Here is a 26,570-nt window from a genome sequence, read left to right as displayed (position 1 = left end):
GTCAGGCAAACACGTCGTCGCAGGTCAGCGGCGTGATGCCACGCGCACGGTCGATCTTCTCGGCCACCTTGAAAGCCGCTTCCAGCTCGGAGATGCCGTGCTGCTGCATCAACTGGAAACGCTCGGCCTTCTCTTCCGGTTCGGTCTGGGCCAGCGCCAGGTACAGGCTGGGCGGCACGGCCCGGAACAGCACTTCCATGCTTTTCGAGAGGATGACTCCCTCGCTGAACTTGCCCGCCTCCTTGCGCGCAGACAGCATCAGCGCCTTCTGGGCCGGAGACAGCTCGCGGAATTTGGCGATCTTCTCGACCTCATCCGGCGGCATGGACAGGCAGATCCACCACTCGATCATGTTGAGCATGGGCTCGGCGGCCTTGGGCAGATCGTCCACGTTCTGCGTGGCCAGCCAATACCACGCACCGAGCTTGCGCCACATCTTGGTGATCTTGACCACATAGGGCGACAGCAGCGGGTTCTTGGTGATGACGTGGCCTTCGTCGGTCACGTTCAGGATGGGACGCCCCAGGAACTGATCGCGCTCGGCGATGTTGTTCACGGTGCTGATCAGCGAGATGTAGGAGATCGAGAGTTGGGCGTTGTAGCCTTCGCGGGCGTAGGTCGCCAGATCGACGATGGTGATGTCGGCCTCCGGCCAGGGTGTGCCGGGACGGTCGAACATCTCGCCGTCTGTGCCCTGGCAGAACATGTCCATCGCATCGGCCATTTCCAGCAGGCGGGTGCGCCGAATCTCCGGCAGCGTGGCATCGCGGCCGCGCTCGCGCAGCGCGTCGCGTACATCCCGCGTGAGCACCGTACGATGTTCAGCCACACAACGCTGGGCGGCATCCAGAATGCACTGGCGGATCAGCGAACGATCGGCGCGGGTCATGCGGGCCTCTTCCTTGTCCTCGCCGCCCGTGATCATCAGTCGGGCGGTGATTTCTAGTTCGCCCAGCACGTCGCGCTGCTCATCCGTCTCGCTGGCCTCGGCAGGGGCCGGCTGCTCCTCGTCCAGCGCATCGGCATCGAGCGTTTGCACATCGCTGGGCGTTTCGATCAACCGGCGCGCATCGGCGAACGGGGCCAGGCTCACGCCCGACCCGGGGGTCAGCTTGACCCGGTTCACCGTCATGCCCAACTGCCGGGCGAACTCGGCGAACAGGCCGAACGAATTGCCCGCCTCGACGATGAACATGCGCGGGCGGTAGATGGCCGCGACCTGGTTGAGGATGATGTTGAGCGTGGCCGACTTGCCCGAGCCGGTCGGCCCGAACAGGAACAGGTGGGCGTTCATCTGCCGGTCGAGCCGGTTGAATGGATCGAAGGTGATGACCCCGCCGCCCCGGTTGAAGAAGGTGATGCCGGGGCGGCCCGTGCCCTGGCTGCGTCCCCACACGGGCGACAGGTTCGCCGCGTGCTGGGCGAACATTAATTGCGTGTACCACTGCTTGCGATCCTGGGCCGGGTGATACACACAGGGCAACCAGCGCAGGTAGCTGTTGAGCGGCGCGACCTCATCCTCCTCCCGCACGGGTTGCAGCCCGGCGTTGAGCATGACGTTGGCCAATTGCAAGCCGCGTTGATCCAGCTCGGCCTCGTCCCGGCCCCGCAGGAAGAACGCCAGGGTGCCCCGGTACAGCTTGTGGGCGCTGCCGATCAGCGAGCGCGCTTCTTGTACATCCTTGAGCGTCTGCTCGGAGGCCAGGGTCTCGCCCACGGCCTTCTTGGCGAGGTGGTTCAGGTGCGACTCCAGCACGTCCTGCGGCGTGGCCACCAGGGTCAGGCACAGCATCGTGTCCTCGGGCATCTGGTCGAACAAGGTGTTGATCGCATCGCCCTTGCGCGTCTCGCCCGTGAGGTGGCCGGTGGCGGGCGGCGTGCGCAGTCGGTCGGTAACCATGACCTGGTGCGGCATGCCGTCGAAGTACCACAGCCCCTGGCCCACGTCCGAGCGCGGCTGGCCAAAGAACAGCCGCTGGCTGAAATCCCGCCCGCTGGCCTGTTCAATCTCGCCCTCTTCCGTCTCCTCGGGATAGCGTGCCAAGGTGTAGAAGCGTTCGCGGTCTTCTGCCTCGTGGCCGATCAAGGTGGGGTTCGGGTTGAACCAGCGCAGTAGCCAGTCGTGGATGCGGGCGGCATCCAGGCGTTGGGTCTGGATGCCGGCATTGGCCAGGCCGCCGACCAGTCGGTCGCAGACCATGTTCAAAGCTTGCTCGGGCGTTTGCCCTCGGCGGCTGCTGGGGCCGCTGGTACGGCGGTACACCACCATCCGCACGCGGCGGCTTTGCCCACGCCAGCGCAGCCGGGTCACGACGGTGTCCTCGAACAAGCCGCCGGGTTTGGCGACGGCGCGCAGGTGGTGGGCAAAGAAGCGCAGATAGAAGTCGGTGAAGCGCGAGCCTTGCGCACGTGGCTGGATGTAGCGCCGCAGCGTCTCCAAGTATTGATCGAAGTGTGCTTCGTCCTGGGCATAGAGCTGCACTACCCAGGGGTCTTGATCCAACTCGTCGAAGCTGTCCTGCAAGGCGTTTTCCAGCGCATCGCGGGCCTGGGCGAGCCAGGTGGCTTCGCGCCCTTCTGTGCCCAGGGGCGTCACCTCGAAGAACGCGGCCACCGATTGGCCATCCTCCAGTAGCATTGTCTGGGAATGCGGCAGAAACTCGACCCAGGGCAGCAAGGCCACGAGCGAAGGGGCTACGTCATACAGGGCCTGTTCGTCGGCCAGCGTGGCGGCACGGGCGCCTTGCACGGCTTCGCCCGGTTCGGGCAGGCCCGCCTGCTGCAGCGCCCGCAAGTATTCACCCCAGCCGTCGGCAGTGTCATCGCAAGCAGAAGATGCAGCATGGGCATCGGGGCTCTTGCGCCAAGGCAATGACCAGGCCATCAGTAGTCCTCCACCCGTTCGCCGGGCATGGCGTATTGCACGCGCTGGTACAGCGGAAACACCGTCGAGTAACCCGGCACGGGCACCGGATCGCTGCCCGCCAGGTGGGGGAACACGTACATCACCAGGTCGGGATTGGGCAGGCGGTGGAACTGGCGCTGGATTTCATTGGCGGCTGTGCGCGTGTAGCGGGCCTGCTGGGCAGCCGCGGCCTGCTCGTCTGCCTTGATGAGCGGGCGGCGCAGGCTCTGGCGGGCATCGAGCAGTTGCCGGCCGGCGACATTGCCGCCGCTGCCACCATCCCCGGCTTCCTGCCGCCAGATGTCCTGCATGGTGCGGCCGCCGTGGGTGAGCAGTTCTTCCTTGTTGGTGGCGCAACCGGCGGCAGTGACCGCCAGCAGGGCAAGCATCAGGGGTTTAGTCCAGTTCCAGGGCATGGGTTTCTCCTGCGCGGTGATCGACCTTGCGGCCTTCGGGGTCGTAGTCGATGGCCAGCGGTTTTTCGAGGTGGACGGCCACCTGGGCTCCGGGCTGCACGTACACCGCTGCGAACGCCTGGCCGTAGAGCTTGTTGACCCACTGCGACATTTCCTGCACGCCACCGGCCAGGATGCGGCCCATGGCCTCGTTGCCGCTGATACCGACCGTGCCGATGGAGCCGTCCGAGCCGACATAGGACATCTGCCCGCTGTCGGACTTGATGAGGGATGCGGCTCCAGCACCTGCTGCCGTGATCAGCGCCTGTGTGCCGAGGTACTGCTGCGCATTGCTGCGGCGCTCGCCGCTGACGCAGGGAATGCCGTGCGGGTCGCTGATCCAGCCCAGGCCTTCCTGCTGGTTGTTGGCTTGCTGCCTGCCGTCACGGTCTTCGGGGAGGGTGCGGATCGTGCCGTCGTTGAAAACAAAGGTGATGGAACGCACCTGGCCACGCACACATGAGAGCGTCCAGTCGCCAGACGCCGTGCCGCTGAAGACAGCCCCGGCCACATCGGGAAGGTCGATGCCGTTGGCCGTCAGGTTGTCGGGACCGACCAGCACCTTGAACGGGTACGGGTCATTCACCGTCCCGTCGATCGGCACCCGGCCAATGAGCGCGGTCATGGCGACCGACCCCATCAGGGTGGAGTTGCTCGGCACCGTATAGACCGCCTTGGCGCTGTACGGGCCCGCCGCGCCCACCACACCGGTTGCCGTACCAGCGCGGGTTCCGGCATCGGCGACCGTTTCGATCGTGTTGTCCAGCGTTCGCTGCGCGGGGCCGAAACGGGTCGGGAAACTGAGCTGGGCTCCCGCGCCGCTGCGGGCGTCGCTGGCACGGGCATCGTCGGGTTCGACCCAGCGCATGCCAGCGATGCCCGTGCCGGGCATTCCTTCGGCATCACCCTCGCGCAGACCCAGCCCCACCGGCAGGTCGGCATGTTCGCCCCGGTTGCCGATGCTCTCCAGCCGACGCTGGATGTCCTCCAGCAAGCCCTCGGCCTGTTGCCGGTCGCTGGCCAGACGCTCCTGATCGCGGCGCAGGTTGGCACGCTCGGTCTCCAGGGCGGTGCTGATGCGCTGGTCGATGGCGGCTTCGCGCTGACGCAGGCGCTCATTCTCGGAACGCTGAGCTTTGCTGTCAGTCATGGCCGTCTGCAACTCGGTGCGCAACTGCTTGACCTGCGCCACCAGCGTGGCAACGGTGTCGTTCGGGGTGTCGCCCTCAATGCCCAGCGCCTTCATCTCGTCAGGCGTGAGCGCGCTTGCGGTCTGGGTTCGGGGCGCAGCGTCGTTGCCACCCCCAGAAAACAGTCGGATGCCGACAAACAGCACCAGCAGCGCCACAGGGATCATCAGCCACTTGAGTAAGCCGTTACTGCGCATGATCGGCCTCCTTGGCGCTGTGGTGGGCGCCTGCCTGCGACAGGTGAGCCGCAGGGTCGAACCGGTGGATGGCGGGCAGCAGCGACTGCGCCAGGCCACGTCCGCGCGTCACCAGATACACCACGGTGGTGTCCTCGGCGGTGCCCTGCGGCCCCAAGCTGGCGTGCTGGAACGTGGCAGTGAGGATGTCGCCCTGCAGCGCACGCGGATCGAGGCCGATCCAGCCCGCGCTGCAGTTGTTCAGCCGCACGGCGGTGATCCACTGGTCTTCCAGCCGCCAGGCCGCCAATGCCGTGGCCCGCACAGCTAAGGTGGGCAACAGCGTATCGAGCGCCAGATCGCGGCGCAGATTGACACGAATGACGCCCGGAACGGGCTCCACTGTGCGCAGCGGCGCATACAGGTTCTGCGCCGCGTAGCGGGTCAGCACCACGGCGATCGGCGTTTCGCGCTGGGCCTGGCGAGGCTGGTCACGGGTGGCCCCGGCATCAGAAGGGTTCTCGCGTTCCCCATAGCGTGCGGCGGTGGCCTGGCCTTCGACGATACGAACCGGCTCCAGGGGAGCCATGCCTTCACGCGCCGGTTCGGCGGCAATGTCCAGCAGGATCAGCGCCCCCGTGTCCGCGTCCTGAAGCTGCAACCGGGTCGGCTCGATGGCCTCGCTGGCGCGCAGATACACCGCGCCGCCTGCGCTCTGGATGCGCAGCCGCTCACCCAGACTGGCAGGCACGCCGACCCGGACGTTGCGGTCGATGAACACGATGCGCTCCTGGCCAACCACCAGGGGCACGGTCAGCGGCAGGCGCTCCCAGCGCAGGATTTCCACAGCATGGGCAGGCAATGCGGAGAGTGCCAGCAGCGCGCCCAGGCCGGCCAACGAAAGGGTTTTCATGGGGCGTCTCCTTGGGAACCCAGACCGCCACGGGCAGGCGCTTGCGGGGCAGGCGTGGCGATGCGCTGCGGCGCTTGCTCGTAGCAGTCGAGCGCGAGGCCGAACGGGTTGCGGGCGGGATCGACATCGGCCCGCACCACCTTGATCGGATAACGCACCAAGGCGCGCTTGACCCGCTCGGAGCCGTGGTACTCGTCGGCGCTGACATCCAGCGTCACCAGCCAATCGCGATCCGAGACCACCTGCACCCGTGCGCCGGGGTTGTCGCCGTAGCCGCGACCGGGAATCTCGTAGATGCCCCGCACGCGCTGGCGCAACTCCCCGGCATTGCGCCGAAACTCGTAGTCCGATTGCAGAAATGCCTGGCACGCCGGGGTGAAGTACGGCGAAAGCACATGCAGGTTGCGGGCATAATCGGCTTCACCGTCGGTTGGCCAGCGATTGAGCTGCTGGAAGACGTAGAACGTGAACGTGTAAACCGACTCCGGCGGCACCTCCCACCATTTGCGCGTACTGCCAGAGCGCAGATCCGGTGGAACGTGGATGGTCAGGTCGCGCGGGGCGCTCCACCAGCCGCCGCCCATGACGAGCGCCACCACCAACAGCGCCCCCGTGCCCAGGCGCAACGTCTTGATGTGGGCCTGCAGGTGCGTGACCTCGTTCTTGAAGCGGCTCATGGCGTGGCCCTCCGTACCGACCAGCGCCCGGAGCGTGTGACCAGCACCTGCCCGCCCGTCCAGCCCGCGAGCAAGGGATGGCGCATCGCCAGCCACCACTGCAACTGCCGATACAGCCAGGTATCGGGCCTGCCGCGCTTGTGCCGCCGCAAAATCCCGCCCCCGACGAACACGCCCAGGGCGATGCCAAACACGATGCAGGTGGGCGCAATGGCAATGGTCGAGAACACCCAGGACAGCGGTGCGCCGATGAGCAGCCCGACCGCAGCGGACAGGCCGCAGCACACCCACAACTCGTCAGCGGTCAGACCGCGCACGACCACCGGATGACGGTTAAGCCGGTGCGGCAGGAAGGACACCGTGCCGTCCGCGCGGACATGCTGATGCTCGGACATGGCCGCGACCTCAAAGGATGCCGGTCGCTTCGGTGAGCAGCCAGATGCCGATCACCAGCAACACCGCGCCAATCGCCACGGTGAGGCCGAACTGGCCCCAGGTCTTCTTGCCGGTATGGATTTCCGCGTAGGTGCCATAGGCGTGGTAGCACACGCCGACGAACATGGAGGCCACCACGAGCAGCGCAACCAGCAGCACGATGTCGTAGCCGTAGTTGCGGATCGTCTGCATGATGCCGCTGCCCGTACCACGGGAGGGGTTCTCCAGGGTGGGCAAACCCTGGGCGAACGACAGTGCGGGCAGCGCGAAGACGCTGGCGGCAAGCACCATGCGGTTGGCAAGGCGCTGGGGAACAAAGCGGGAATCAAGGTGGGTCTTCATGGTCGCGTCCTTCAGGTCAGGAGAGGAGGAAAAAAGTCAGCACCACGTACATCGCCAGGAAGCGCACGATGACCCCGAGGAACTGACGCTGGTTGATGCGGTTCTCGGCCCAGCCGACGTAGGCCGTGCGGATGGCCCAGACGCCCCATAGCAGCAGCACGGCGAACACCACGCCGACCAGGGCGGTCGCCATCACGGAGGGCGTGATGCCGCTGTTGGCCTGGAAGGCTATGAGCTGGGCGCTGTTCATGGCCGCTCCCCCGCCTTTGCCTCCGCTGCCGTTTCGTGGGCAGCGCCGGGCTCCAGGCGGTATTGGCCCGCCAGCTCTGCCGGATCTCGGGGCTGGGCGCGGGGCGGCGTGAGGTAGTCCTGCAATCCGGCGCGCACACGTTCGAGATCGGCACGCAGGCGCGGATAGTCGAAGTGGTAGCGCTGGCCGGGTTCGCCAGGCGTAGATGCGGCACTCGTCTCAATCAGGCGTTCCAGAGCTTGAACCTGCCGCAGGGCGGCGCTCAGTTCCTGGCGCTGCATGGGCGTGTCGGCCCATGCGTTCAAAGGCAGCGCGCCCACCGTCCCCGCAAAGGCCAGCAACGGAAGGATCAGCGCGCCACGGCCGGCGGCGCGGGATCGAAGTGAATGCTCCATCGCACCTTCCTCGTCAGATCAGCAATGGCGTGATCGTGGCGAGGGTCAGCGGTGCGTGCTGCAAACAATAGGAACTCAGGGCGGCCCGGATTGATGGCATCGCCATTGCGGTACGAGAGGCGTTACAGATACTTCTTGAAGCTGCCTGCCGTCAGATTCACCGCCAGCCCCAGCAGCGCCGCACTGGGCAGCAGGATCAGCAGCGGGTGCATTGAGATCGGCAAGGCCAGATACGCCACCCACGGCAGCACGGCCAGCGGCAGCAGCGAGGCTTTGGCCCGGTGATAGACGAAGCCGGATTCCCGGCCCGCGCCGAACTTGCGAACATCGCGGCGCACCAGCCCATCGACAAAGCCGACGAAGGCTGCCATGAAAAACAGCGGCAGCGTCAGGATCAGCACGAGCAGCCTGACCAGAAAGGTCAGTGTCGTGAAGGCCGTCGCGATCAGGTACTTCTCGGCCCACACGTAGGCTTGGCTGATGTAGTACCGGAAGTCCCGCCCGCTGCCCTGGCTGGGCGCTCTGGCCTGCTCTGCGGTGCGGTTCACCCGCTCCAGTAGCCCCGTCTTCACGAACACCCAGCGGTAGCCGGTATCCACCAGATGGTGTGCCGTGCGCCCTGGCTCCTGCACGACCACGCTGCGGGTGAAGTGGCCCGAAAGATGCGACAACTCGTATTGCAGCATGGCCTGGGAATGACGCCAGCCCTGATCCTTCCAGAACAGGTGCATGCCCACGCATTCGAACACGATGGAGATCAGCAATGACCCGACCAGCACCCCGAACAAGCGGAACGGCATGGTGAGCATGCTCAGAATCAGGCCAGGGCGCTGGGCCTGCTGATGCTTGGCCGTGGAGGCAGTATCGCTCATGGCTGCGCCTCATCAGGCGGATTTGGCGGCGCGGAAGCAGCGGCTTCATCCTGGTCGGGGGTCGCATCGTGCTCCGAGGCATCCAGCAAATCCGCAGGCAAGGGCTGCTCTTGCAGGCCAGGAATTGCGATGCTGTCCCACCACTGACCGGTTTCGGTGTAGCTCTGGCGCATGTATCCGGCCAGTTGCTGTAAATCCTTGGGCATGACCTCGTCCGGGTCGGGCGCGGGCAGCGGCATGCGGACTTTCCAGAGGTTACCGCCCTGGATGAGCGCGAAGCACTGGCCCTTGGGCAGACTCACCACATGCGACGGCTCGATCATCGGCACGCTGGACATGCTGATGCGATCCTGCGTATTCGACGTGAAATCCGTCGCCCCGCGAATGTCCGAGCTGTCGGTCGCGCCGCTGACCACCGTGGTCGTGTACACCTCCACCTTCGGAAGCTGCCGCGTCAGCAGCTCGGCGGTGGCAGTCTCGCGCACGCGCAACATGAACAGGTTGTTGAAGTTGCCCACCACCTGACCGGCTTTGGCCCGATTGCCGATGCGCGCCTCGATGTCGGAGAGGGTCTGGGTGTAAGCCGTGACCTGGATACCCGCACCGCCGCCCTTGTTGATCATGGGGATGAACTCATCGCCCATCAGCTCGTTGAACTCGTCGGCGTGCAGGTTGATCGGCACCTTGTCCCCGGCGCGGGCACCCGGCAGGCCGTCGTCGATGCCGAACTTGTAGATGTGCCCGGACACCGACACCAGGTCGCTGAACATGGAATTGCCCACAGCCGCAGCGACCTCGGCATCGGACAGCGCATCCAGGCCCACATAGACCACCGCGCGTTTGCGGATGATCTGCATCCAGTCGAAGATCGGTCTCGGATCGGCCAAGTCGGCGTAGTTTGGGGCCAGAAGCTGGGCGATCTTGCCACTGGTGAGCTTCTCCAGCAGCGGCAGCAGCGATGCCACGATCTTGTCGAAGTAGGTCTTGTCGTAGCGCACGGCGCTGCGCAGGCCATCGAGCACCGGGTCGTAGTTGCGCACCTGCGAGAGGTACTGCTCCAGGGCGACCACGCGCTTCTCGCGCCCGATCATGTTCCTGGGGATGTTCTTGTCGTTTAGTCGGGCTTCGAGCTGGACGATGATTTCCCAGGCTTTGGGTTCGGTCTTGGCGAAGTAATGCTGGGCGTATTCGATGAACAGCGCATCGATGTTGATGACGTGCCGCTGGATCAGCAGATAGTCGGGCCGCTGCCCCAGCTCGATCAACGCCCTGGCAATGATGTTGACGAAGCGCCAGGCGAACTCGCGGAACGCCGCCGAATTGCCTTCCCCCGAAAGCTGCCCCGCGATCCGTGTAGCAACCTCCGAGATGCGCCCAAAGCGCCCCACGGCGTTGTACCGTGCGGAAATATCTGGCCAGCCCAGGTGAAACACATAGAACTCGCGCTCACGCCCAGCCCGCTTGGCCTCGACGTACATGCGTTTGAGCAGGTCGGCATCGCCTTTGGGGTCGAACACGATCACCACCTCATGCTCGCCCAGGACATCCCTGCGCCGAATGTCCTGGGTGATGAACAACTCGGCCAGCCGTGTCTTGCCCACGCGCGTGGTGCCCAGCACCAGGGAATGCCCGACCCGCTCGCCCAATGGCAGGCTGACATCGACCTCGTCAGGCTCGATACCGTGCAGGCGCGGCAGTCCCCCCACGGGCGGTAAGGGTCGAACGGGATTGAGAGCCACATCCCAACTCGTGAGCCGGGTCAAATGCGACAGCGGAAACGGTGCGAACTCCAGCCGCTCTTCAAGGCGCCGGGCCAGCAGGTAGGCCGGGGTCGGTTCGGCATAGCGCCGGAACTCGGGCCGGTAGGTCTGCATCAGCCGGTGCGTGTGCTTCTGCTCCCACTGGAAGCCCCTGCCGATGAACAGGCGCTGCTGGCTGACCGGCACGTCGCGACTGGTCATCACATAGCGCGGCAAGCGGCGGATGTTGCGGCGGTAGCGAAGAATTCCCAGCGCCTGGTGCAGGCGAATGCTGCCGAACAGCGAGAATGCCAGCGCGCTGCCGATTCCCAGCACCGGATTCAGCGCGAGCGCCCATGGGGCCACCACGGACAGAAACGCGGCGCCGGCGCAAACCGCAGCGGTGTATAGCTCCACCGCTGGGCGCAACAGAACTTCAACCGGCTGGGTCTGCGCCATGGCTTCATTGCTCGATGCCAGTGCTGGTGATCAGCACGGGGTAGTGGCGTACGCCCAGGCGCTCGGCCAGCTCGTCGGCGGCAACGGGAGCGAGTTGCAGGCCGGGCGCTGCCGCCCGTAGACGCGCGAGCGCAGCGGCGCTGGCGACATTGACCACCAGACCCACCGCACCGCGCTCGCGCAGGGATGCCGCATGGCGGCGCAGCCAGGCGTGCGACGCCTCGTCATCGCCGACCAGGAAGAATGCTTGCAGTCCCGGCGCTTCGATCACGCGGCGGACCACGGTGCCCGGTGTCAGCCTGGCGCTACGCACTGGCAGCATGTCCGCTTCGCTGGCCTGCCTGGGGGTGATGGGCGGCATCGGTGAGGTCTGCGCAGGAAAGGCGAAGGATGGCTTGCCACCGCCAGCCGGGCGTGGCTGCAGGTTGAGCACCTCGTAGTACGGCAACGCCGAAGTGCCGCCGTGATCTTCGACCACGATAAGCGGTTCGGCGGCCGGCACCGGCAGCGCAGCCAAGGCGCACAGGGCCGGCAGGGCACGGATGATCCAGCGGCGGGCGATCTGGGGGAAAGGAATCATGGCGCGGTCTCGTTGTGGCTGCTTTGCAGGACGTGGTGTGTCGTTCGGCCCGTGCCCCGCACCCGGTCGAGGTGCTGAGACACACTGCGCCGGTAGCGCGCGGCGGGCTCGCCGCCTGCCGGGCGGTGGTAGCGGCCTATCGCCAACAGCCAGTCCTCGCCCGGGGTGTGCTGCTCGCGCAGAATCTCGGCGGCCATGGCCAGGTTGGCGTAGGGGTCGAGCACATCGCAGGGCTGGGTGTAGCGATGCTTCTGGTAGCCCAGATTGATCTGCCCCAGGCCCACATCGACGCGGGTGGGTGGCACCTGCCGCAGCGCCTGGTGCAGCCCCGCGCATGCGTCAGCACGACTGACGTAGCGGCGCGACTGCCCGGCGACATTGAGCGACCACGGCCAGGGGATGAGGCGACCATCCCGGCGCACACCGCTTTCTTGCAGGGCCACTGCGTACAACACAGAGGAAGGAATGCCTGCGCGCTTGGCGGCCAACTGGTAGGCCGGTGGCGGGGTTTCCTGTGCGTGCGCGCTGCCAGCGGCCAGGCTGGCGGCCAGCAGTGCCATCGACGTGCCTGCTGCCAGCGGGCGCGGCAGGGTCACGGTTGGCGCTGCCATTGACCGTTGACCTGACGCACCACGGCGGGCAGTTCGCCGGGCAGGCCGAGGGACAGCCAGCGTCCGCCATCGTGATTGAGGGTGATCGTGCGGGTGCGCACCCGCGCGGGGTCGATCTTGCTGCGACGTGCCCAGTCCCTGATACGGGTATCGTCGGCGCGGCTGCCCACGACGTAGATGTCGAACGTGCTGCCTATCGCCTGCAAGCGCTGCACGGCCTGCTCGCATGGCGCGCAGTTGTCGCGCACAAAGACCGCCGTTCGTCCGCTGCCCGCCACGCCGCTGTTGGCAGGGCTGCTAGCCCGTCCCGACGAGGCATCGGGCATGTTCACCCGCTGGGCACCAGGTTGCAGCCGTTGCCAGGCGTCGTCATAGGCACGCTGGTAGGCCAGCAGTTTCTCGACTCGGCGGGCTTCGGCCTGCACCTGGAGTTCCGCATAACGGCGGCGCTCCTCGTCCGAACGCGCCTCCACGCCGAGCGCGGAAAGCGGGTCGAGATTGGGCGAATAAATGCCCAGCGGCCCCTGCATTAGTTGCTGGTAGCGCGCCCACTCTTCGGTGCGCAGTCCCCATTCGTGCGCCAGGCGCTCTTCCTGGCTGTGCTCGATCTGGCTTTGCGCAACGCGGGACTGTGCGGTTGATGCCTGCTGCGCCACCGCCGCAAACGGTAACGCGGCCAGGAGGGCCGCCGCCAAGGTAATCAGTTGTTTCATGGAGCGGCCTCCGCTCAAGGAATCGCCAGGCGGCGTGTCTGCTCACCTGAGCGGAACACCGCCGTCTGGTCTTCGATGGCTTCGAGACGCCAAGCGCCGACCGATTCGCCAGGCAACACAGGTTGAAGCTGGTCGGCGGACAGTGGCCCCGAGGGGGATGTCGCCAAGGGGGCCACCGAGACGCTGCGCTGTCCTGCCCGCAACTCCGCGGCGATCACCCGGAACGGCAGCGGCTCATCCTTGGGAGCCGTGACCACAGGCCGTGCGGCGCGGGGCCGGGCTTTGGTCGAGGTTCGAGTGGTCGCTTGCCGAGCATTGATCTGTTCCACTGCCGTACGCAATACCGCCACGTCATCAGCCGTCGCCAGTGCGGATACGGCCTGCTCCACGGCGGCCAAACGTGCCTCCAATGATTCGCGGGTGCTTTGCAGCACCGTCACCGTGGCGGCTTGCGGCAGTGCGCGAAGCGCCTGGAGGTTCTCGGCCAGCGCCGTGAGACGGGTCTCCAGCAGTTGCTGCTGCCGCTGCGCTAGATCGAGTTGATCCTGCTGCGCCAGGCTGTCCGTCATCCGCAGGCTGATGAATACCAACACACTCAAGCCGATCAGCCACGTGCAGAGAACGATATGAAACACGGCCACCGCACGCGAGCGCGGCGTGCCGGGGAAAAGCGCGTTCATGGCTGTTCTCCCGAAGCAAGGGGAAAGGTTTGAGCCGCCCCAGCGGTGGGCGCGGTGACTGGTGCAACGGCGGCCGCGTCCGCAGCCGGGCTGTCGGGTGCTTCGCCTGTGTGGGCGAAACAGACCTGACGTGCCCGGTCATCCACGTTCACGTCCCACGCCGGGCCAGCCAGGGTCAGCAGCGCATCGCGCAGGGTCAGCGGGCCGAGGTGCAGGTGCGCCGCAGGCATTGGCAGCGCGTACAGGTCGGCAATGGCTGGTGTCGGCTCGCAAAGCCGGTAGCCGCTGCGCTTGAGCACGTGGCGCAGGCCGTCGGCAACCGTGGTGCGGGCATCCTCGGGCATGACCACCTCCACCACCTGCAGCAGCAAGTCGCGCTGCGCCGCCGTTGCGACCAGCTCCACAAGGGTGTAGCGCCCGTAGCGCACGACCGGAATAAATTCATGCGTGGGCGTCTGTGGTGCGGTGTCCGCCTCCTGAACATCGGGCAGGACGACCGGCTCGCCGATGGAGGCGCAGCCGCTAATTGCCGCCGTTGCGGCCAGCAGACCGCTGGCAACCTGGCGTCGAAAGAGGTGGAGTGCTGGCATGGGTCGGCTCTCTGTTGCGATGAGCCGATACCTTCGCTGCATGCCCCAACGGGGACAGCAAAGAATGTGAAATGCGCTGGATCTGATTCCTTGAGCCGGTCAGGTACCCTGGGAGCCCCGCGCCGCTGATCTACAAGCCGCCCGATGGGGGCGGGTGGTCCTGCGTCGTCGGCACCTTCGGCCTGTTGCCCCTGTGGGCACGGCCATGCGCTGGACGTTTGGCTGGATGCCGACAGCGCGGACGGCATGCGGGTCCTGCTGCGTCCGTGTGCGGATGAATCGCTGATGGCGGAACCGGGGCGGCTGTGATGCGGGGAAATGATTCAATTCATGGCCATGGGCAATTAACGCTGCGCTGCCCGTAAAGACCTCATAGCTGTCGCCCTTTTGCCGTCACAAAGTCAAAGCTGAAAACGTGTTCCACTGGATTGCGGCCGCATTCGCCGACCAGACGTCCCCGGTGCTGTCGTCGGCCTTTCTCGATGGTGATCTCGCCTTCACAGATCGGGCAATGCGCGGTGAAGCGCACCATCCGCAACACACGGTCGTCCGCCTCGCGACGCAGCACCAGGACGTGACCCAGGGGCAGCATTGCCTCAAGCACGGTCGGCGCGCGAACGATGCGGTTATTGAGCAGGGTGTGGAACGGGTGGCAGAACCAGGCCAACATCGCACCGATGATGCCGGTGAGAATGGTCCATTGGAACAGGACGCGCGGCGGTTCATTGGACATCCACAGGGTAAACAGCAGCCAAGCGAGAAAACCGCCTACGACTAGTGCCCCGAAAAGGGGCGCCACGACAAGCATCCCACGCCAGCCGGGGAGCGAAATCCTCAGTGGGCGTCGAACACCTGGAATCGGATAGACCTCCATTTCCTCCTGATAGTCGATCTCAAACGCAGGTGTGCCCGCCAAGCTGACTGGTTGCGCGGACGGCGAGGTGGCTGGCTTGGCCCTTGTCACCGGGAGGTCCAGCGCCAAGACCGCAAGTCCGTACCCCATTGCGTTGGTCGTGCCGAGCCGTTCGGGCTCTGCCAATGTGATCATCCCGGGCACGCCGCCTTTGATGGCGCGTCCGCGTAGGTTCTCACCCAAACGTGGGAAATCGGTGGCGAGTGTCTTCCATGCGTTGGTGAACTTCTTTCGCGCCGAGTCCGTGTCACCGAGCCACCACTGGGTCTCAGGTGTCCCGACAATCTGCGCGATCTCCTCGCGAAGACGCTCAGCAGTAAACGTCGGCGCAGGATTGCCGGATTCGGCATGTCGTGCCGTCAGGGCGCACAGCGCCTGCAGCAACACCAGCCAATCGCCTCTCCAGCCGCTTTCGCGACAATCGGCAGCCGCCTGTGCGCCGACCTGAGCGGCGTAAGACAGTAACGCCGCCTGCGAAAAAAGTGGCTTAGATTCATCACCTTCCGGGATCTCTCCGGACTCTTCCCAGAGTCTTCCCTCGTTTGTCTGGTGCTCGGCATGGAGCATGGGTGTGTCCTTGGCACTCATGGAGCATTCCAATGAAAAATGACGAAGGTTTGGATTTTGCCCTATCCCGCAAGACCGGCCATATGGTCGATGTCACGATGGTCGCACGGGGATTGGCATGCGACTGCGTCTGCGCCCACTGCGGCGCCCTGCTGCAGGCAAAAAAGGGGCGTAAAAACCGCCACCACTTTGCCCATTACGTTGCCGGTCGCGCCACAGGGCTGTGCGGCGGTGGACGCGAGAGCGCATTGCATGCGGCAGCGAGACAGCTCGTTGCTGGGTGGTGCACGATTGAACTGCCTGCGCTATTGGTCGAGGAGGCAGGCCGACGGGCGTCGATCCCGGGGCGCGTGATCTCGATCCGGTCGAGCGAGTTGCCTGACGACATGCGCGGCGCCACTTACTGGGGGCGCGATCGGGTGCGTCCGGATGTCGTAATGCATGCTGAAGGCGAAACAATCTGGGCTGAAATTCTGGTGACGCATGCAGTTGGTGATTCGAAGCGCGCTCGGCTTGGGCGGCACGCGATATCAACCTTGGAGTTTGACCTGGCGGGGATGCATCGCGAAGGTTCTTGGACCCTTGCGACGCTTGAGCATGCGTTGAGGACCGACGTCGGGATCCAGCGCTGGGCGTATCACGTTGAAGAGGCGAGGCTTAGACGGCAACTGCGCGAAGATAGCGAGGCGAGTGCGCGCCCCCTTACCCGTATGGAAGTGCCATGGACTGGCGTTGCGCACGATCACGAGGGAGAAGCGCCGGACCCTGTGCTTAGCGGGTGCGCTGGATCGAAGGCCATGGATTGGGCACCGCTGGTATTTGACCCGGCAATGGGCTTGATTCCGCGAGATCCCGCCAAGCGGCTTGCCTTTATCGCGCAGGTTTATCCGGAGCCGACGCGATACGAACTGTCCGGTGCGGTCGCATTTCTCCGGCGGCATCCGCACGGCGATGGGTCGTGTTGGGTGACCATTGGTGGGCGCAGTCCGGGCGGCCGCAAAAGTGCCTATGACGCAGCACTGTCTGAGTTCGCCCGTTCTGCCGGGCTGCATTGCGTCGATTTCGCGATCGCCGGAACCCGTGAAGTGCGTGGCCCGCAGTGTCATGAGCAGTTGGATCGCTTTTTTTCGGCGTTGGCGCGCAGCACTGCAGCGGAGGGTCTACCTGCGTCTGATCTATAGCGCTGCCGCACTGTGCAGCTGTCATGTATCTTCCTGTCCCTTGAATCCGTGTATCAAATACCATCACATCATGACTCGTCGCTCCCGTAGATCCCGCCGCTCCCCCGGCCTGCTCGAATTCGCACTGACTTCCGACTGGAAGCTTTCGGCCGGCATGGCTGGTGTGTGCGTGTTATTCGCCAGTTTGATCATCCCCGGATTTCTTGGGGGAAAACCCGTGCTGGTTCCGCTGATGACCATGTTCAAATCGCTCGCCTGGTTGTTGGCAGCCGTGTTTGGCGGCATCTCCCTGCTGCGCTATATGAAGCAACGGCCGGATTCCTCGATGGTGCCCGATCAACCCGCCGCCGCGTCGCGCCGTGCTGAGCCGAGCGCGCGTACGAGCCCGCCGCTGTCGCCGCTGGATAAAGCGCTCCTCGCCGTTACCCTGTCGCCGCAATGCCCATCATCTTCGGAGGTCAAGCCTACGGTGTGGTCGCCCAAAGTCATCGATATGATGGAATGGAAGCGATTCGAGGATCTGTGTTGCAAGTTCTATCTTGTGAAGGGCATTCGCGCCGAAACAACCCGCCTCGGTGCTGACGGCGGCGTCGACATTCGCCTGTTTCAGGATGAGTCTCAACCGACGCGTTGTACCACGGTGGTTCAATGCAAGGCGTGGAGTCAGGCCGTCGGCGTCAAGCCCGTGCGGGAGCTGCGCGGCGTGATGGCACACGAGAAGGTCGAGAAAGGATTCTTCATGGCGCCGAATGGCTTTACTGACGATGCTCGGACATTCGCGGCGGAGAACGGAATCACCCTCCTTAATGGCAAGCTGATCTTTGCGATGCTGGAGCGCCTTCCGGAGGCGGGGCGACAGGCTTTGCTGGCGTTCGCGACGGAGGGCGATTGGACGACCCCCACCTGCCCGAGCTGCGGGGTGAAAATGGCTGCCCGTGACAGCGCGCGCGGCAGATTCTGGGGCTGCATCCGCTACCCGAAGTGTCGCGCGACGATCCCGATGCGCGCGGCGTCGGCCCAATCTACCGCTTGAGGCGACGATGACAACGGCGGATCGTGACACGGCGCTTAACTTATACGACAAGCTCTACGCGCGCCTGACCGAGCACGGACAGTCGTCGGAGATCGCAGCGCTCGCCGTGGTCGAGGACTACCTCGACGGCAAGCCGCGTCAGCGAGACAAGAAGACGCGACTTACCGGTGCCGACCGAAACCTAGCGTTCTGGAGCAGCCACCTCGTCCAAGCGATACCGCTCGAATCGTGGAAGTCAAAGACCTTCACGCTGGCGTTGTCTCGATACTTCACGCAAGAGCGGACGGCCAACACGGCATTGTTAGCGGAACTCGCGTCGTCGGCACCCGAGGCCATCTGCAATGCGGTCCGATACTCCGGCCTCGTTCTGCGACAGCATTCGCCGCGACGCTCGGAACTCGATCAGTTGGCTGCATCGTCGCCGGACATTGCCGAATTGTGCCGCGTCCTCGATATTTTTGATCTCGCCTACAGACAGCGTCTTGCCGCAGTTGAAATGGGCAAGCATATGTTGGATGAGCTCTTGCCGTTCGAGATGTTGATCTATGCGAGTCTCTATGCCTTTGAGCACCTCGTGCCGCACCTGCCGCAGCTTGGTGCCGATGCGAGGACAGAAGAGACAGCATCCGCTCAGGAGGTGTGGGATGCCATCAACGACCTACTGCACTGGAAACTGAAAACGGCCCCCGACTCGGCACTGGCGATGACCGAAGACCATATACATGCCTCCGTAGCGATGCATCTGGCGCCATTCCTCTTCCCGTCGCATTCGGGAATGGTAGCAAGGCATGACCTGCGGGAAGCGTTTGAGCGCTTGCTCCTGGACCAGGTAGAGCTGAACAGCTTTATCTCCCGCTCCGCGGATGCCTTTAGCTACGATGACGCGATCCGTTTTGTTCGGTGTGGCGATCATCTGGAAATCGAAGTGGTCGATCCCGATCGGCGGGCTGCATGGTGGAGGGATGGCGCCAAACTCGAGCGTCTGCATGGTTATTGGTTCTATCGTGCGCTGGACGAGTTTGTTGCGTCAGGTATGGCGGAGGCACCAATGGGGCGTCTCGAGAACCAGGCAGCCAACCAGCTCGCCTACATCCAGGCGATTCGGACCCGATTGCGACTTACCGAGGCGTACGGACTAGAAGAATTTGTGACGGCCGAGTCGGGGGCGCGGGTCAACCTTTTCCAGGCATTACTGTCGTTGGAACTGACGTCGGCGTTCTTTCAGCGAGATTTCCTGCTGACTTATGTGGGCCATCTGGAAAGGTCGGGGCATTGCCTCCAGGCCCTCAGGCTGATGGCTCTGGAGGGGCTGGCCGGTGGGTTCCAGAATCGGTTTCCGCTGACCTGGTCCGACCGCGCAGCGAAGATCGCCAATATCGTTGGCTGGACCGTGACCCCTGAATCTCCAAAGGGAAACCCGCACATGGCCGCGGCGATCCTAGATTTCTGGACGATCGACTGGGGCGCGGTGGGCAGGCGCCTTCGAAGCGGTGAATCGCTCCTCCAGCCGGAGCTTTTGGAGCGTCCGTTCATCAAGCAGGGGCAAATTCTGGTTCAGCTGCCGTGGGTTGTTGGCATTCAGAACAACAGCACTGCGGCGATCAACAGTCTGCGCCGCCTGGGCGCACGGCGGGCCGAGGCGCAGGCGGAAACGAGACGAATCGAGGAGCGGCTGGGCCAGCTGCTGGCCGAGAAAGGATTCAGGGTCGCTGCTAACTGGCATCCGCCGATTGAGGGCACGGACAATCCCGGAGAAGTGGATCTGATCTGTGTTCGCGAGGGTGTGGTCATTGTCATGGAGGTGAAGTCCAGTTACCTGCGTCGATCACAACGTGACGCGTGGCTGCACGCGACCACAACCCTGAGAAAAGCGGGTCAGCAACTTCGCCGGAAGATCGTTGCGGTTCGTGCAGCGCTGGAACGAACTTCCGATCTGACTCAACTGTTGGGTGTCGCCGAATCAAGCGAGCTTGGTTCGATCATCGGTTGGATCGTCGATACCTCGATCGAATGCGACCACGAACGGTTCGACGGCTTCCTGAAGGTGTCGCTGGAAGAGGTTCTCATTGCGCTCCGGGACGATCGTCATTTGCTAAATGACCCGAGCCGCATCCTTGAGAGGGCGAAACTCGGGGGGGCGCTGGAAGCGACCCAGGCGGCAAGCCGTGCGATGCTCTATCCGGGCGGTTTCGAAGCGTCGGGTTTTGTCGAAGTAATCGAGAATGGTAGGGTGTGGGAGGATGTGTGCGCATAACGGGGCATGCACCGCTGCACGCCGCGGGCAATCATGTATTCCCGTTCGGTAGTTTGTTTGCCCCGAACCACACGAGTTGGGGAGCGGCCGCTTTTACGTCGGATACCGAGGCGCACTTTCGCTTACTATATTTGCATAAAACCGAGGCGTCTCATTGATCACCGAGCATCTCCTTCTCGGTCGGAGCGGACCTTGGGGCTGCGCTCCGATTCGGTCGGCAAGCGCCGATGACCGGGCTTCGGCCGAAGGGGCCGTTCAGCTTGTGCCCAGCGAGCGGCGGCAATGTCGTCGACACCGGTCGCCGAGCGCTCAAACGAGGTTGAACGGCAGGTCTCTGATACCCCGAACTCACCCTATCGACCCACAAGAGACATTCGTCGTATCGGTGAATCAGCGGCAGGTTTCTGAGTGGAGGAGTCGAACAGATCGGGTGCTGAGTGAGTATTGCTGAGCCATGGCTTAAGGCTAGGAAGAGGCGCCGATTGAGCGATAACAGTGCTGCCTGCGTATTCCAGACCAAACTGGACAGTGATTCCACGCGAATCTGGACAGTGATTCCACGGCAAACTGGACACTGATTCCAGCGCAAACTGGACAGTCAAACGTAATAACGTAGCGCGCGGGGTAACCGTGGCACCCTCGGCAAGTTTGCCGAGGACCACATGGCCAATAGCAGGTTACCCATGCGCAAGATTGTTGAAGTCCTACGGCTGCACCACGAGGGCGACCGTAGCCATCGTGAGATCGCCCGGGTCGTCGGAACCTCGCCGACGACGGTCGGCGAGATCCTTCGCCGCGCCCGGCAATGTGGGCTCGCTTACCCGGTACCGGCCGGCATGAGCGAGGCCGGGCTGGAGGCGCTGCTGTATGCGCCGACCGCGCCGTCGAGCCAGAAGCGTCCCGAGCCCGATTGGCCCGCGGTGCATCGCGAGCTGCGGCGCAAGGGCGTCACCCTCGATTTGCTGTGGCAGGAGTTCAAGGCCGAGCACCCGGACGGCTACCGCTACAGCAGCTTCTGCGACCACTACCGGCGCTGGGTCGGGCGGCTCTCGGTGAGCATGCGTCAGACCCATGCCCCGGGCGAGAAGCTGTTCATCGACTACGCCGGTCCCACCGTCGAGGTGATCGATCCGATGACCGGCGAAATTCATCGGGCCGCCATCTTCGTCGCCGTGTTGGGGGCGTCGAACTACACCTACTGCGAAGCCACCTGGAGCCAGAGCCTGCCCGACTGGATCGGCAGCCATGTGCGCACCCTCGCGTATCTGGGGGGCGTGCCCGCCCTGCTGGTGCCGGACAATCTGAAGAGTGGCGTCACCACCGCCTGCTTCTATGATCCCGAGCTCAACCCGACTTACCGCGACCTGGCCCGCCATTACGGCACGGCGGTGCTCCCCGCGCGGCCCCGTCGCCCCAAGGATAAAGCCAAGGCCGAAGGGGGCGTGCTCGTGGTCGAGCGCTGGGTGCTGGCCCGCCTGCGTCATCAGCGTTTCTTCAGTCTGGGCGAACTGAACCGGGCCATCGCCGAGCTGATGAGCGATCTGAACACGCGCGCCTTCAAGAAGCTGCCCGGCTGCCGGCAGTCGGCCTTTGCCGAACTGGACCGGCCCGCCTTGCGTCCGCTGCCGGCGACCCGGTACGAGTTCGCCGAATGGAAAGTGGCCAAGGTCGGCATCGACTATCACGTCGAGGTCGTCGGCCACTACTACTCGGTGCCGTACCGCTTTGCCCGCGAGAAGATCGATGTGCGCCTCACCGCCACCACGGTCGAGTTGTTTCACCGCGGTGCGCGCATCGCCAGCCATGTGCGCACCGATCTGCGCGGCCGGCACACCACTGTGGATGCCCACATGACCCCGGCCCATCAGGCAGTCCAGGGCTGGAGCGCGCCGCGCCTGATCGAATGGGCCGAACGGATCGGGCCTTATGCCAAGGCCGTCGTGCAAAGCTTGCTGCATCAGCGCCACCACCCACAGCAGGCGTTCAGGGCCTGTCTGGGCATCCTGCGCCTGGGTAAAAGCGTCGGGGATGACCGCCTGGAGGCGGCCTGCGAACGCGCCGTTGCCATCGGCGCGACCTCCTACAGCAGCCTGAAATCGATCCTCAAGAACGGTCTGGACAAGCGGGTCGCAAGCGCCCCGGCCCAAGCCAATTTACCCCTGGATCACGCCAATGTGCGTGGCCCCGGCTACTACCACTGAAGGCACGCACCATGCTCAATCATCCGACCGTCGACAAACTCCATCAACTGCGCCTCTCGGGCATGGCCCGCGCCCTGGCCCAGCAGGCACAGAGCCCCGAGATCGACCAGCTCTCGTTTGACGAACGTCTCGGCCTGCTCGTCGACAGCGAAGCGGCAGAGCGCGAGTCACGCCAGAATGCGGCGCGCTTGAAGCGCGCCAAACTCAAGCAAGCCGCCACCCCGGAGGACGTGGACCTGCGCCATCCACGCGGGCTCGACCGGCCCTTGTTCGCGCGCCTGATGAGCGGCAACTGGGTGGGGGCGCACCAGAACATCCTGATCTGCGGCCCGACCGGCGTCGGCAAGACCTTCCTTGCCTGCGCACTGGCCAACCAGGCGTGCCGGCAAGGCCACAGCGCACTCTACGTGCGCCTGCCCCGGCTCCTGCCGGCGCTCGCGATGGGGCGTGGCGACGGCAGCTACGCGAAGTCGCTCGCGCAGTTGGCCAAGACCGATGTCCTGGTAATCGACGACTGGGCCCTGGCCCCGCTGACCGATGAAGGTCGTCGGGATCTGCTCGAGATCTTTGATGACCGCCACGGCGCTCGCTCGACCATCATCACCAGCCAGCTAAAGGTGAAGCACTGGCACGAGTCCATCGGGGAGCCGACCCTGGCCGACGCCATCCTCGACCGTCTGGTGCATCAGGCCCATACCCTGGACCTCGATGGCGAATCACTGCGCAAGAACGGCAAGCCGCAATGAGCGCCGTGCCCCACCCGACGCGTTACCCACCGTCGCCCGCCAGCCTGCCTGCTTATGAACGAGCCGCAGTCTGGCGGGCGACCGTGGATAACGCTGCAGCGCACGCCGAACCGGCGACCAAAAAGACCAAAGGCATGAGCGTCGGCAGGTCCGGCGCTTGACCCGAATGGGATGCCCGGAGTAAAACCCATCACCCCCGCGTCGCTACGCGCCGACTGTCCAGTTTGGCGTGGAATGCGTGTCCAGTTTGACGTGGAATGGCTGTCCAGTTTGCTTGGAATACGCACTGCCTACACGCGCCGCTCAGAACTCGAAGAAAGATCGATCCCCAAAGTGCTCACTCCACGTTGTCAGATGACGCCGGTTTGCCGATCTGTACCCATCTTGCAGGGTGTTTGCGCTCGAATCGGTAGAACAAATTTGGCTCGGAAAGCACAAATATGTCCCCGTTCGGCCCCACCGCCAGCCCCTCAGCCTGCGGTACGCGACGCGATAGACCATGACGGCCGCGCCAGATTGGCAATACGCTCACCGGCTTGCCTTCTACGGTGTACTCCACGATCAGCGCAGACTCGTCACTCAGCAGGAGAATGTTGCCAGTCGGCTCATGCACGGTCAGGGAGGACAGGTCGGTCATGAACAACGTACTCGCCCCTGGCGATTTCCATTCCGATATCCGAAGCTGGAACGGGCTGTCCGCGACTATGTCCGGAAAACCGCTGACGATGAGGACACGCATCGGCGATTTTTCCTTGGCAATGAACAAGCGACCACCCGCATCGTCCCAGGAAACACCCTCGTAACCGAGGTTTCGGCTCCGATCGATCGAAATACCAAGATGAGGCGCCTCACGTATATCGAGATGAGTCGTATCGTTGTCAATTGTCACCTTGTACAACTTGTGATCACGCTCTTCGGTTATGACGAAAACGTTGTCGCGAACATAGGTGATTCCTTCCGGGTCTCTAGCTCCCTCGATCGGTATCTTGCGCAACAGCACGCCATCGGCGCTGAGTTCGGCCACTGCCGGCGGTCCATTGATGACCGTAAATAGCGTGTTTGTCGCGCTGCTCCATGTCAGACCGGACGCGTTATCGGATATGCCTTCAATGGAAAGCCCGTCCACGACTGCCCAGTAATCAGGCAACCAGACGCCATGCTCACGCCAGTGCTCGGCTTCGGCACGGGTTTGGACCCAAAACCACGCCAGGGCCAGCGTTTTGGTCTGCCAGGCCCCCACACCAACGACAAGGAGCAAAAGCAATGCAATCGCGCCTATCAGGCGGCGCGGCGCACATATGTTCAAGCGCTTTCTCGGAATCATATCAACGCCAAAAATATGGTCGACGGGCGCCCGTTTAACCCGCTCGCATTGTTCGCCTCGGCCAAAGCATCGGCGGCTTCCAGTTGACCGAGCACCCTTGAGGTTGTCAGTTGCTAAAACGGGGCGTCCGTCGATCAGCCTGCCGCCACCGAAGCGTGAACTACGTTGGCCAGCGACGACTCAAGCCCCATTCGTGCAGCCAGCATTTGCAGGGGGGCTATTTCCGCCGGCGTGTCGGCCTCGATGGCGAGCAGTAGCAGCTATCGTTCGACGATTTCAGGAAGCTGCCATCTGATCGACTGCTGAACTTCGCAACCAGCCGAAAGGGTAGTTCGGGCTCCTCGTCCTTTGAACCAGTCTGCTTGAGCTATAGCCCAGGCGAGTCTCTATGAGTTTCTGCCATTCAAGAAACCTTGGGCTTAAACTGTTGAGGGTCAGCTCGCTTCGCTGCGTTGGTTAGTTCTGCTTGGCGTAAGCAACGAACCCACCAGCCAGTGCCCGACAATCGTAAGAATGAGCAAGGCAATCGCACCCAAAGCCCAGATTGCCCAAATCAGTGGGCTGAGCCAATCGATGGCCGAGGCAAAGTAGGGCACGGTCTGGGTTAACGCTTCGATGAAGGCGACAAGACCGGCGTGAATCGATTGTATCCAGGCGGCATCAATCCACAGCGCTAACAAGGGCGGTACCGGTATGGTGTTAAGCACTGCGCCGAGATCGTTTGGCAGAGTGGCGCCAAAGCTCTGTGCTATCCAGTCAACGAGATGCACAGTGAGCAATGTCATCCCCGTCCAGACGGCCAGAATCAGGATGAATAGGGACCAGATAATCGTTTTCATGTCGGTGATGCTCTCTATCGAGGTTGGTTCTGGAGTTTTCGTTCTTCGTTTCAAATCCGCAGCTAAAGTTCTGGCGACTACCGACTGGAAGTGAGCCCTGCCATCGAGAGTAATTCGGTAGCGGCCAGGGTGCCTCCCCACCAGAGCAGTATCACCGAAGCGACAGCCGCTAGAGTGACCAGATAGCCGACCAGCAGCATCAGGCCATCTCGGAGACGCAGACCCCAGGAGATCAAGACGATGGCCAGCGCAGGCAGTACATTGTCAAAGCTGATGATGGGGACCGGAACCATCATTGATAGTCCTGCGGCGGAAAGCACCAACCCGTTCAGCACTCGGGCAGGCTTGTTGCTCAAGGAAAGCATGCGGGGACGCCCCACCAACGCGATGATGTTGATGGCCCGGTTAATCATGCCCTTCAGCAGCATCGTGGCGCGACCATTGATTTCCCGGTTGGCGAGCCAACCCGGCAAGCGCACCGGCTCACCGTTACACAGCCCGAAAGCGATCAACAGGCAAAAAGCACCGACCACTGAAGCCATGCCGGGTAGTGCGACCGGAAAAAGCAGCGGCATTGCCAGCAAACCCAGCCAGACCAGCCGTTGCCGGTTGCACTGGCCAACGGCATCAGCCATCGTACCGTCCATCGATGTCAGGTGCGCCCTGGCAATCCGTTCAACGGCAGCCCGTCGTCTGTGCTTCAGAAATTCCGACTTGATCATTGGTTTGATGGTCTTGTTTCGCAGAAGTGACCATGTACTGATCGGGAGCAACCCGCTATCAATAGGGCACTGTGCCTGCCTTCGCCCACAAGCTTAGTGACGACATGAGGTGCGGTCACTTACCCGTGCAAGGTGTGCACTTTCATGCAGAGAGTGCGCGCAGATCGACGGTGACAACATCGCGCTCCTGGACTGAAAAAATCAAGCTGAAGCGCTCGCCGTCCTTGATGTACTCGTGACGCTCCTCCGTGGATGTGGCTGACAGAAGGTTTTGCTGATAGCCCTGCTCGGCAAACGCTTCCGCATAGTGCGCGATCACATCCGTAAAATTAGCCCTGCCTTGGTAGCGCACCTGAATTTGCTGTTCGGCACGTTGCCACTCGATTCGCACCAGACCAGGAAAGCGGGCAACCGGCCCCGGATCGGTTCCCGAAACATCGCGGGAAGGTAAATCGGGCGTGAGCGTCGGCAGCAGTGCCCCCAGTGTTTCTTGGACGCCAGGAATGATCTGTGCGACTTGGGCATTGGCCGACCGAACGGTTTCCTGAACGCCTGGGATGATCTGTTCGACTTGTGCGGTGGCCGACCGAACCGTCTCTGGCGCCGCAACAACACCCTCCCGCGCCATGCCAAAAAGCCAACCAGCAGCGCTGACCATTGCCCACATGATCACCACCATAAGCACAAGCAAAGTGGCCGTGATGAAGATCCAGGTTCGGCGACTGATGGAAGAGACGCCGCTCAACAGGCTGCGCAACAGGGGGTTCGTGATCAAGCTCACTTTATATCTCCGGCTGGATTAGGGGGG

The 26,570-nt window shown here is 63.6% G+C and carries 26 protein-coding genes; 5 read left to right on the top strand and 21 right to left on the bottom strand.

Annotated elements, in window-relative coordinates; translation table 11 throughout:
* Position 1: 1 nt before the first annotated feature.
* The 17 genes from Tchl_RS01575 to Tchl_RS01495 all read right to left on the bottom strand — a co-directional run bounded on the left by Tchl_RS01575 (position 2) and on the right by Tchl_RS01495 (position 15,483).
* Positions 2–2,884, bottom strand: coding sequence for a conjugative transfer ATPase (locus tag Tchl_RS01575; RefSeq protein WP_075146839.1), 2,883 nt, complete (start codon positions 2,882–2,884; stop codon positions 2–4).
* Entirely contained in the window at positions 2,884–3,321 is a 438-nt protein-coding gene (locus Tchl_RS01570; protein ID WP_075146838.1) for a TIGR03751 family conjugal transfer lipoprotein, read from the bottom strand. Before Tchl_RS01570 ends, Tchl_RS01575 begins: the two co-directional genes overlap by 1 nt.
* Positions 3,302–4,747, bottom strand: coding sequence for a TIGR03752 family integrating conjugative element protein (locus Tchl_RS01565; RefSeq protein WP_075146837.1), 1,446 nt, complete (start codon positions 4,745–4,747; stop codon positions 3,302–3,304). The genes Tchl_RS01570 and Tchl_RS01565 overlap by 20 nt, the downstream gene beginning before the upstream one ends.
* The gene (locus tag Tchl_RS01560; protein WP_075146836.1) at positions 4,737–5,639 is read right to left on the bottom strand and encodes a TIGR03749 family integrating conjugative element protein; all 903 of its coding nucleotides are present in this window, start codon (positions 5,637–5,639) and stop codon (positions 4,737–4,739) included. Before Tchl_RS01560 ends, Tchl_RS01565 begins: the two co-directional genes overlap by 11 nt.
* Complete coding sequence (locus Tchl_RS01555; RefSeq protein ID WP_075146835.1) at positions 5,636–6,316, bottom strand: PFL_4703 family integrating conjugative element protein; 681 nt, start codon at positions 6,314–6,316, stop codon at positions 5,636–5,638. The genes Tchl_RS01560 and Tchl_RS01555 overlap by 4 nt, the downstream gene beginning before the upstream one ends.
* Complete coding sequence (locus Tchl_RS01550; protein WP_075146834.1) at positions 6,313–6,711, bottom strand: TIGR03750 family conjugal transfer protein; 399 nt, start codon at positions 6,709–6,711, stop codon at positions 6,313–6,315. Before Tchl_RS01550 ends, Tchl_RS01555 begins: the two co-directional genes overlap by 4 nt.
* A 10-nt stretch (positions 6,712–6,721) precedes the next feature.
* Positions 6,722–7,093, bottom strand: a complete 372-nt coding sequence (locus tag Tchl_RS01545; protein ID WP_103893849.1) for a TIGR03745 family integrating conjugative element membrane protein — start codon at positions 7,091–7,093, stop codon at positions 6,722–6,724.
* A 16-nt stretch (positions 7,094–7,109) separates the two neighbouring features.
* Entirely contained in the window at positions 7,110–7,343 is a 234-nt protein-coding gene (locus Tchl_RS01540) for a TIGR03758 family integrating conjugative element protein (RefSeq protein ID WP_075146833.1), read from the bottom strand.
* Positions 7,340–7,738, bottom strand: coding sequence for an integrative conjugative element protein, RAQPRD family (locus tag Tchl_RS01535; protein WP_075146832.1), 399 nt, complete (start codon positions 7,736–7,738; stop codon positions 7,340–7,342). Before Tchl_RS01535 ends, Tchl_RS01540 begins: the two co-directional genes overlap by 4 nt.
* A 122-nt stretch (positions 7,739–7,860) precedes the next feature.
* The gene (locus Tchl_RS01530) at positions 7,861–8,610 is read right to left on the bottom strand and encodes a TIGR03747 family integrating conjugative element membrane protein (RefSeq protein ID WP_075146831.1); all 750 of its coding nucleotides are present in this window, start codon (positions 8,608–8,610) and stop codon (positions 7,861–7,863) included.
* Positions 8,607–10,808, bottom strand: a complete 2,202-nt coding sequence (traD, locus tag Tchl_RS01525; protein ID WP_075146830.1) for a type IV conjugative transfer system coupling protein TraD — start codon at positions 10,806–10,808, stop codon at positions 8,607–8,609. The genes Tchl_RS01530 and traD overlap by 4 nt, the downstream gene beginning before the upstream one ends.
* Before the next feature lie 4 nt (positions 10,809–10,812).
* Complete coding sequence (locus tag Tchl_RS01520) at positions 10,813–11,388, bottom strand: integrating conjugative element protein (RefSeq protein ID WP_083945093.1); 576 nt, start codon at positions 11,386–11,388, stop codon at positions 10,813–10,815.
* Positions 11,385–11,948 carry a transglycosylase SLT domain-containing protein gene (locus Tchl_RS01515; protein WP_456300373.1) on the bottom strand — a complete coding sequence of 188 codons (564 nt, stop codon included), beginning with the start codon at positions 11,946–11,948 and terminating at the stop codon, positions 11,385–11,387. Before Tchl_RS01515 ends, Tchl_RS01520 begins: the two co-directional genes overlap by 4 nt.
* A 32-nt stretch (positions 11,949–11,980) precedes the next feature.
* Positions 11,981–12,712, bottom strand: coding sequence for a TIGR03759 family integrating conjugative element protein (locus Tchl_RS01510; RefSeq protein WP_075146828.1), 732 nt, complete (start codon positions 12,710–12,712; stop codon positions 11,981–11,983).
* A 14-nt stretch (positions 12,713–12,726) separates the two neighbouring features.
* Positions 12,727–13,392 (bottom strand): hypothetical protein, encoded by a 666-nt coding sequence (locus tag Tchl_RS01505; protein WP_075146827.1) that lies wholly within the window; start codon positions 13,390–13,392, stop codon positions 12,727–12,729.
* Positions 13,389–13,982: a PFGI-1 class ICE element type IV pilus protein PilL2 gene (gene pilL2 / locus Tchl_RS01500; protein WP_075146826.1), complete on the bottom strand. Its 594-nt coding sequence runs from the start codon at positions 13,980–13,982 to the stop codon at positions 13,389–13,391. The genes Tchl_RS01505 and pilL2 overlap by 4 nt, the downstream gene beginning before the upstream one ends.
* Before the next feature lie 370 nt (positions 13,983–14,352).
* On the bottom strand, positions 14,353–15,483 hold the full coding sequence (locus tag Tchl_RS01495; protein ID WP_146060769.1) for a hypothetical protein: 1,131 nt from the start codon (positions 15,481–15,483) through the stop codon (positions 14,353–14,355).
* 11 nt (positions 15,484–15,494) lie between these two features.
* On the opposite strand from Tchl_RS01495, the gene Tchl_RS17655 reads away from it, so the two are divergent.
* The 5 genes from Tchl_RS17655 to istB all read left to right on the top strand — a co-directional run bounded on the left by Tchl_RS17655 (position 15,495) and on the right by istB (position 22,877).
* Positions 15,495–16,643 (top strand): competence protein CoiA family protein, encoded by a 1,149-nt coding sequence (locus tag Tchl_RS17655; protein ID WP_146060770.1) that lies wholly within the window; start codon positions 15,495–15,497, stop codon positions 16,641–16,643.
* Positions 16,644–16,713: 70 nt separating this feature from the next.
* Entirely contained in the window at positions 16,714–17,676 is a 963-nt protein-coding gene (locus Tchl_RS01490; protein WP_075146824.1) for a restriction endonuclease, read from the top strand.
* 7 nt (positions 17,677–17,683) lie between these two features.
* The gene (locus tag Tchl_RS01485) at positions 17,684–19,930 is read left to right on the top strand and encodes a PDDEXK family nuclease (protein WP_075146823.1); all 2,247 of its coding nucleotides are present in this window, start codon (positions 17,684–17,686) and stop codon (positions 19,928–19,930) included.
* Between the two features lie 662 nt (positions 19,931–20,592).
* The gene (istA, locus tag Tchl_RS01480; RefSeq protein ID WP_075146822.1) at positions 20,593–22,131 is read left to right on the top strand and encodes an IS21 family transposase; all 1,539 of its coding nucleotides are present in this window, start codon (positions 20,593–20,595) and stop codon (positions 22,129–22,131) included.
* Between the two features lie 11 nt (positions 22,132–22,142).
* The gene (istB, locus tag Tchl_RS01475; RefSeq protein WP_075146821.1) at positions 22,143–22,877 is read left to right on the top strand and encodes an IS21-like element helper ATPase IstB; all 735 of its coding nucleotides are present in this window, start codon (positions 22,143–22,145) and stop codon (positions 22,875–22,877) included.
* Between the two features lie 337 nt (positions 22,878–23,214).
* Here the strand turns inward: istB and Tchl_RS01470 are convergent, their stop codons facing one another.
* The 4 genes from Tchl_RS01470 to Tchl_RS01455 form a co-directional block, all read right to left on the bottom strand.
* Positions 23,215–24,201 (bottom strand): SdiA-regulated domain-containing protein, encoded by a 987-nt coding sequence (locus tag Tchl_RS01470; protein ID WP_075146820.1) that lies wholly within the window; start codon positions 24,199–24,201, stop codon positions 23,215–23,217.
* Between the two features lie 434 nt (positions 24,202–24,635).
* Positions 24,636–25,040 (bottom strand): hypothetical protein, encoded by a 405-nt coding sequence (locus tag Tchl_RS01465; RefSeq protein WP_075146819.1) that lies wholly within the window; start codon positions 25,038–25,040, stop codon positions 24,636–24,638.
* A 77-nt stretch (positions 25,041–25,117) separates the two neighbouring features.
* A complete protein-coding gene (locus tag Tchl_RS01460; protein WP_232311636.1) occupies positions 25,118–25,762 on the bottom strand; it encodes an exopolysaccharide biosynthesis protein in 645 nt (214 codons plus the stop codon).
* Between the two features lie 142 nt (positions 25,763–25,904).
* A complete protein-coding gene (locus Tchl_RS01455; RefSeq protein ID WP_075146817.1) occupies positions 25,905–26,543 on the bottom strand; it encodes a hypothetical protein in 639 nt (212 codons plus the stop codon).
* Positions 26,544–26,570: the final 27 nt, after the last annotated feature.

This window comes from Thauera chlorobenzoica, from assembly GCF_001922305.1.
In the GTDB taxonomy this organism is placed as follows: domain Bacteria; phylum Pseudomonadota; class Gammaproteobacteria; order Burkholderiales; family Rhodocyclaceae; genus Thauera; species Thauera chlorobenzoica.
Note: the sequence above shows the minus strand (reverse complement) of the source record. Positions and strands in the feature narration are given on the sequence as shown.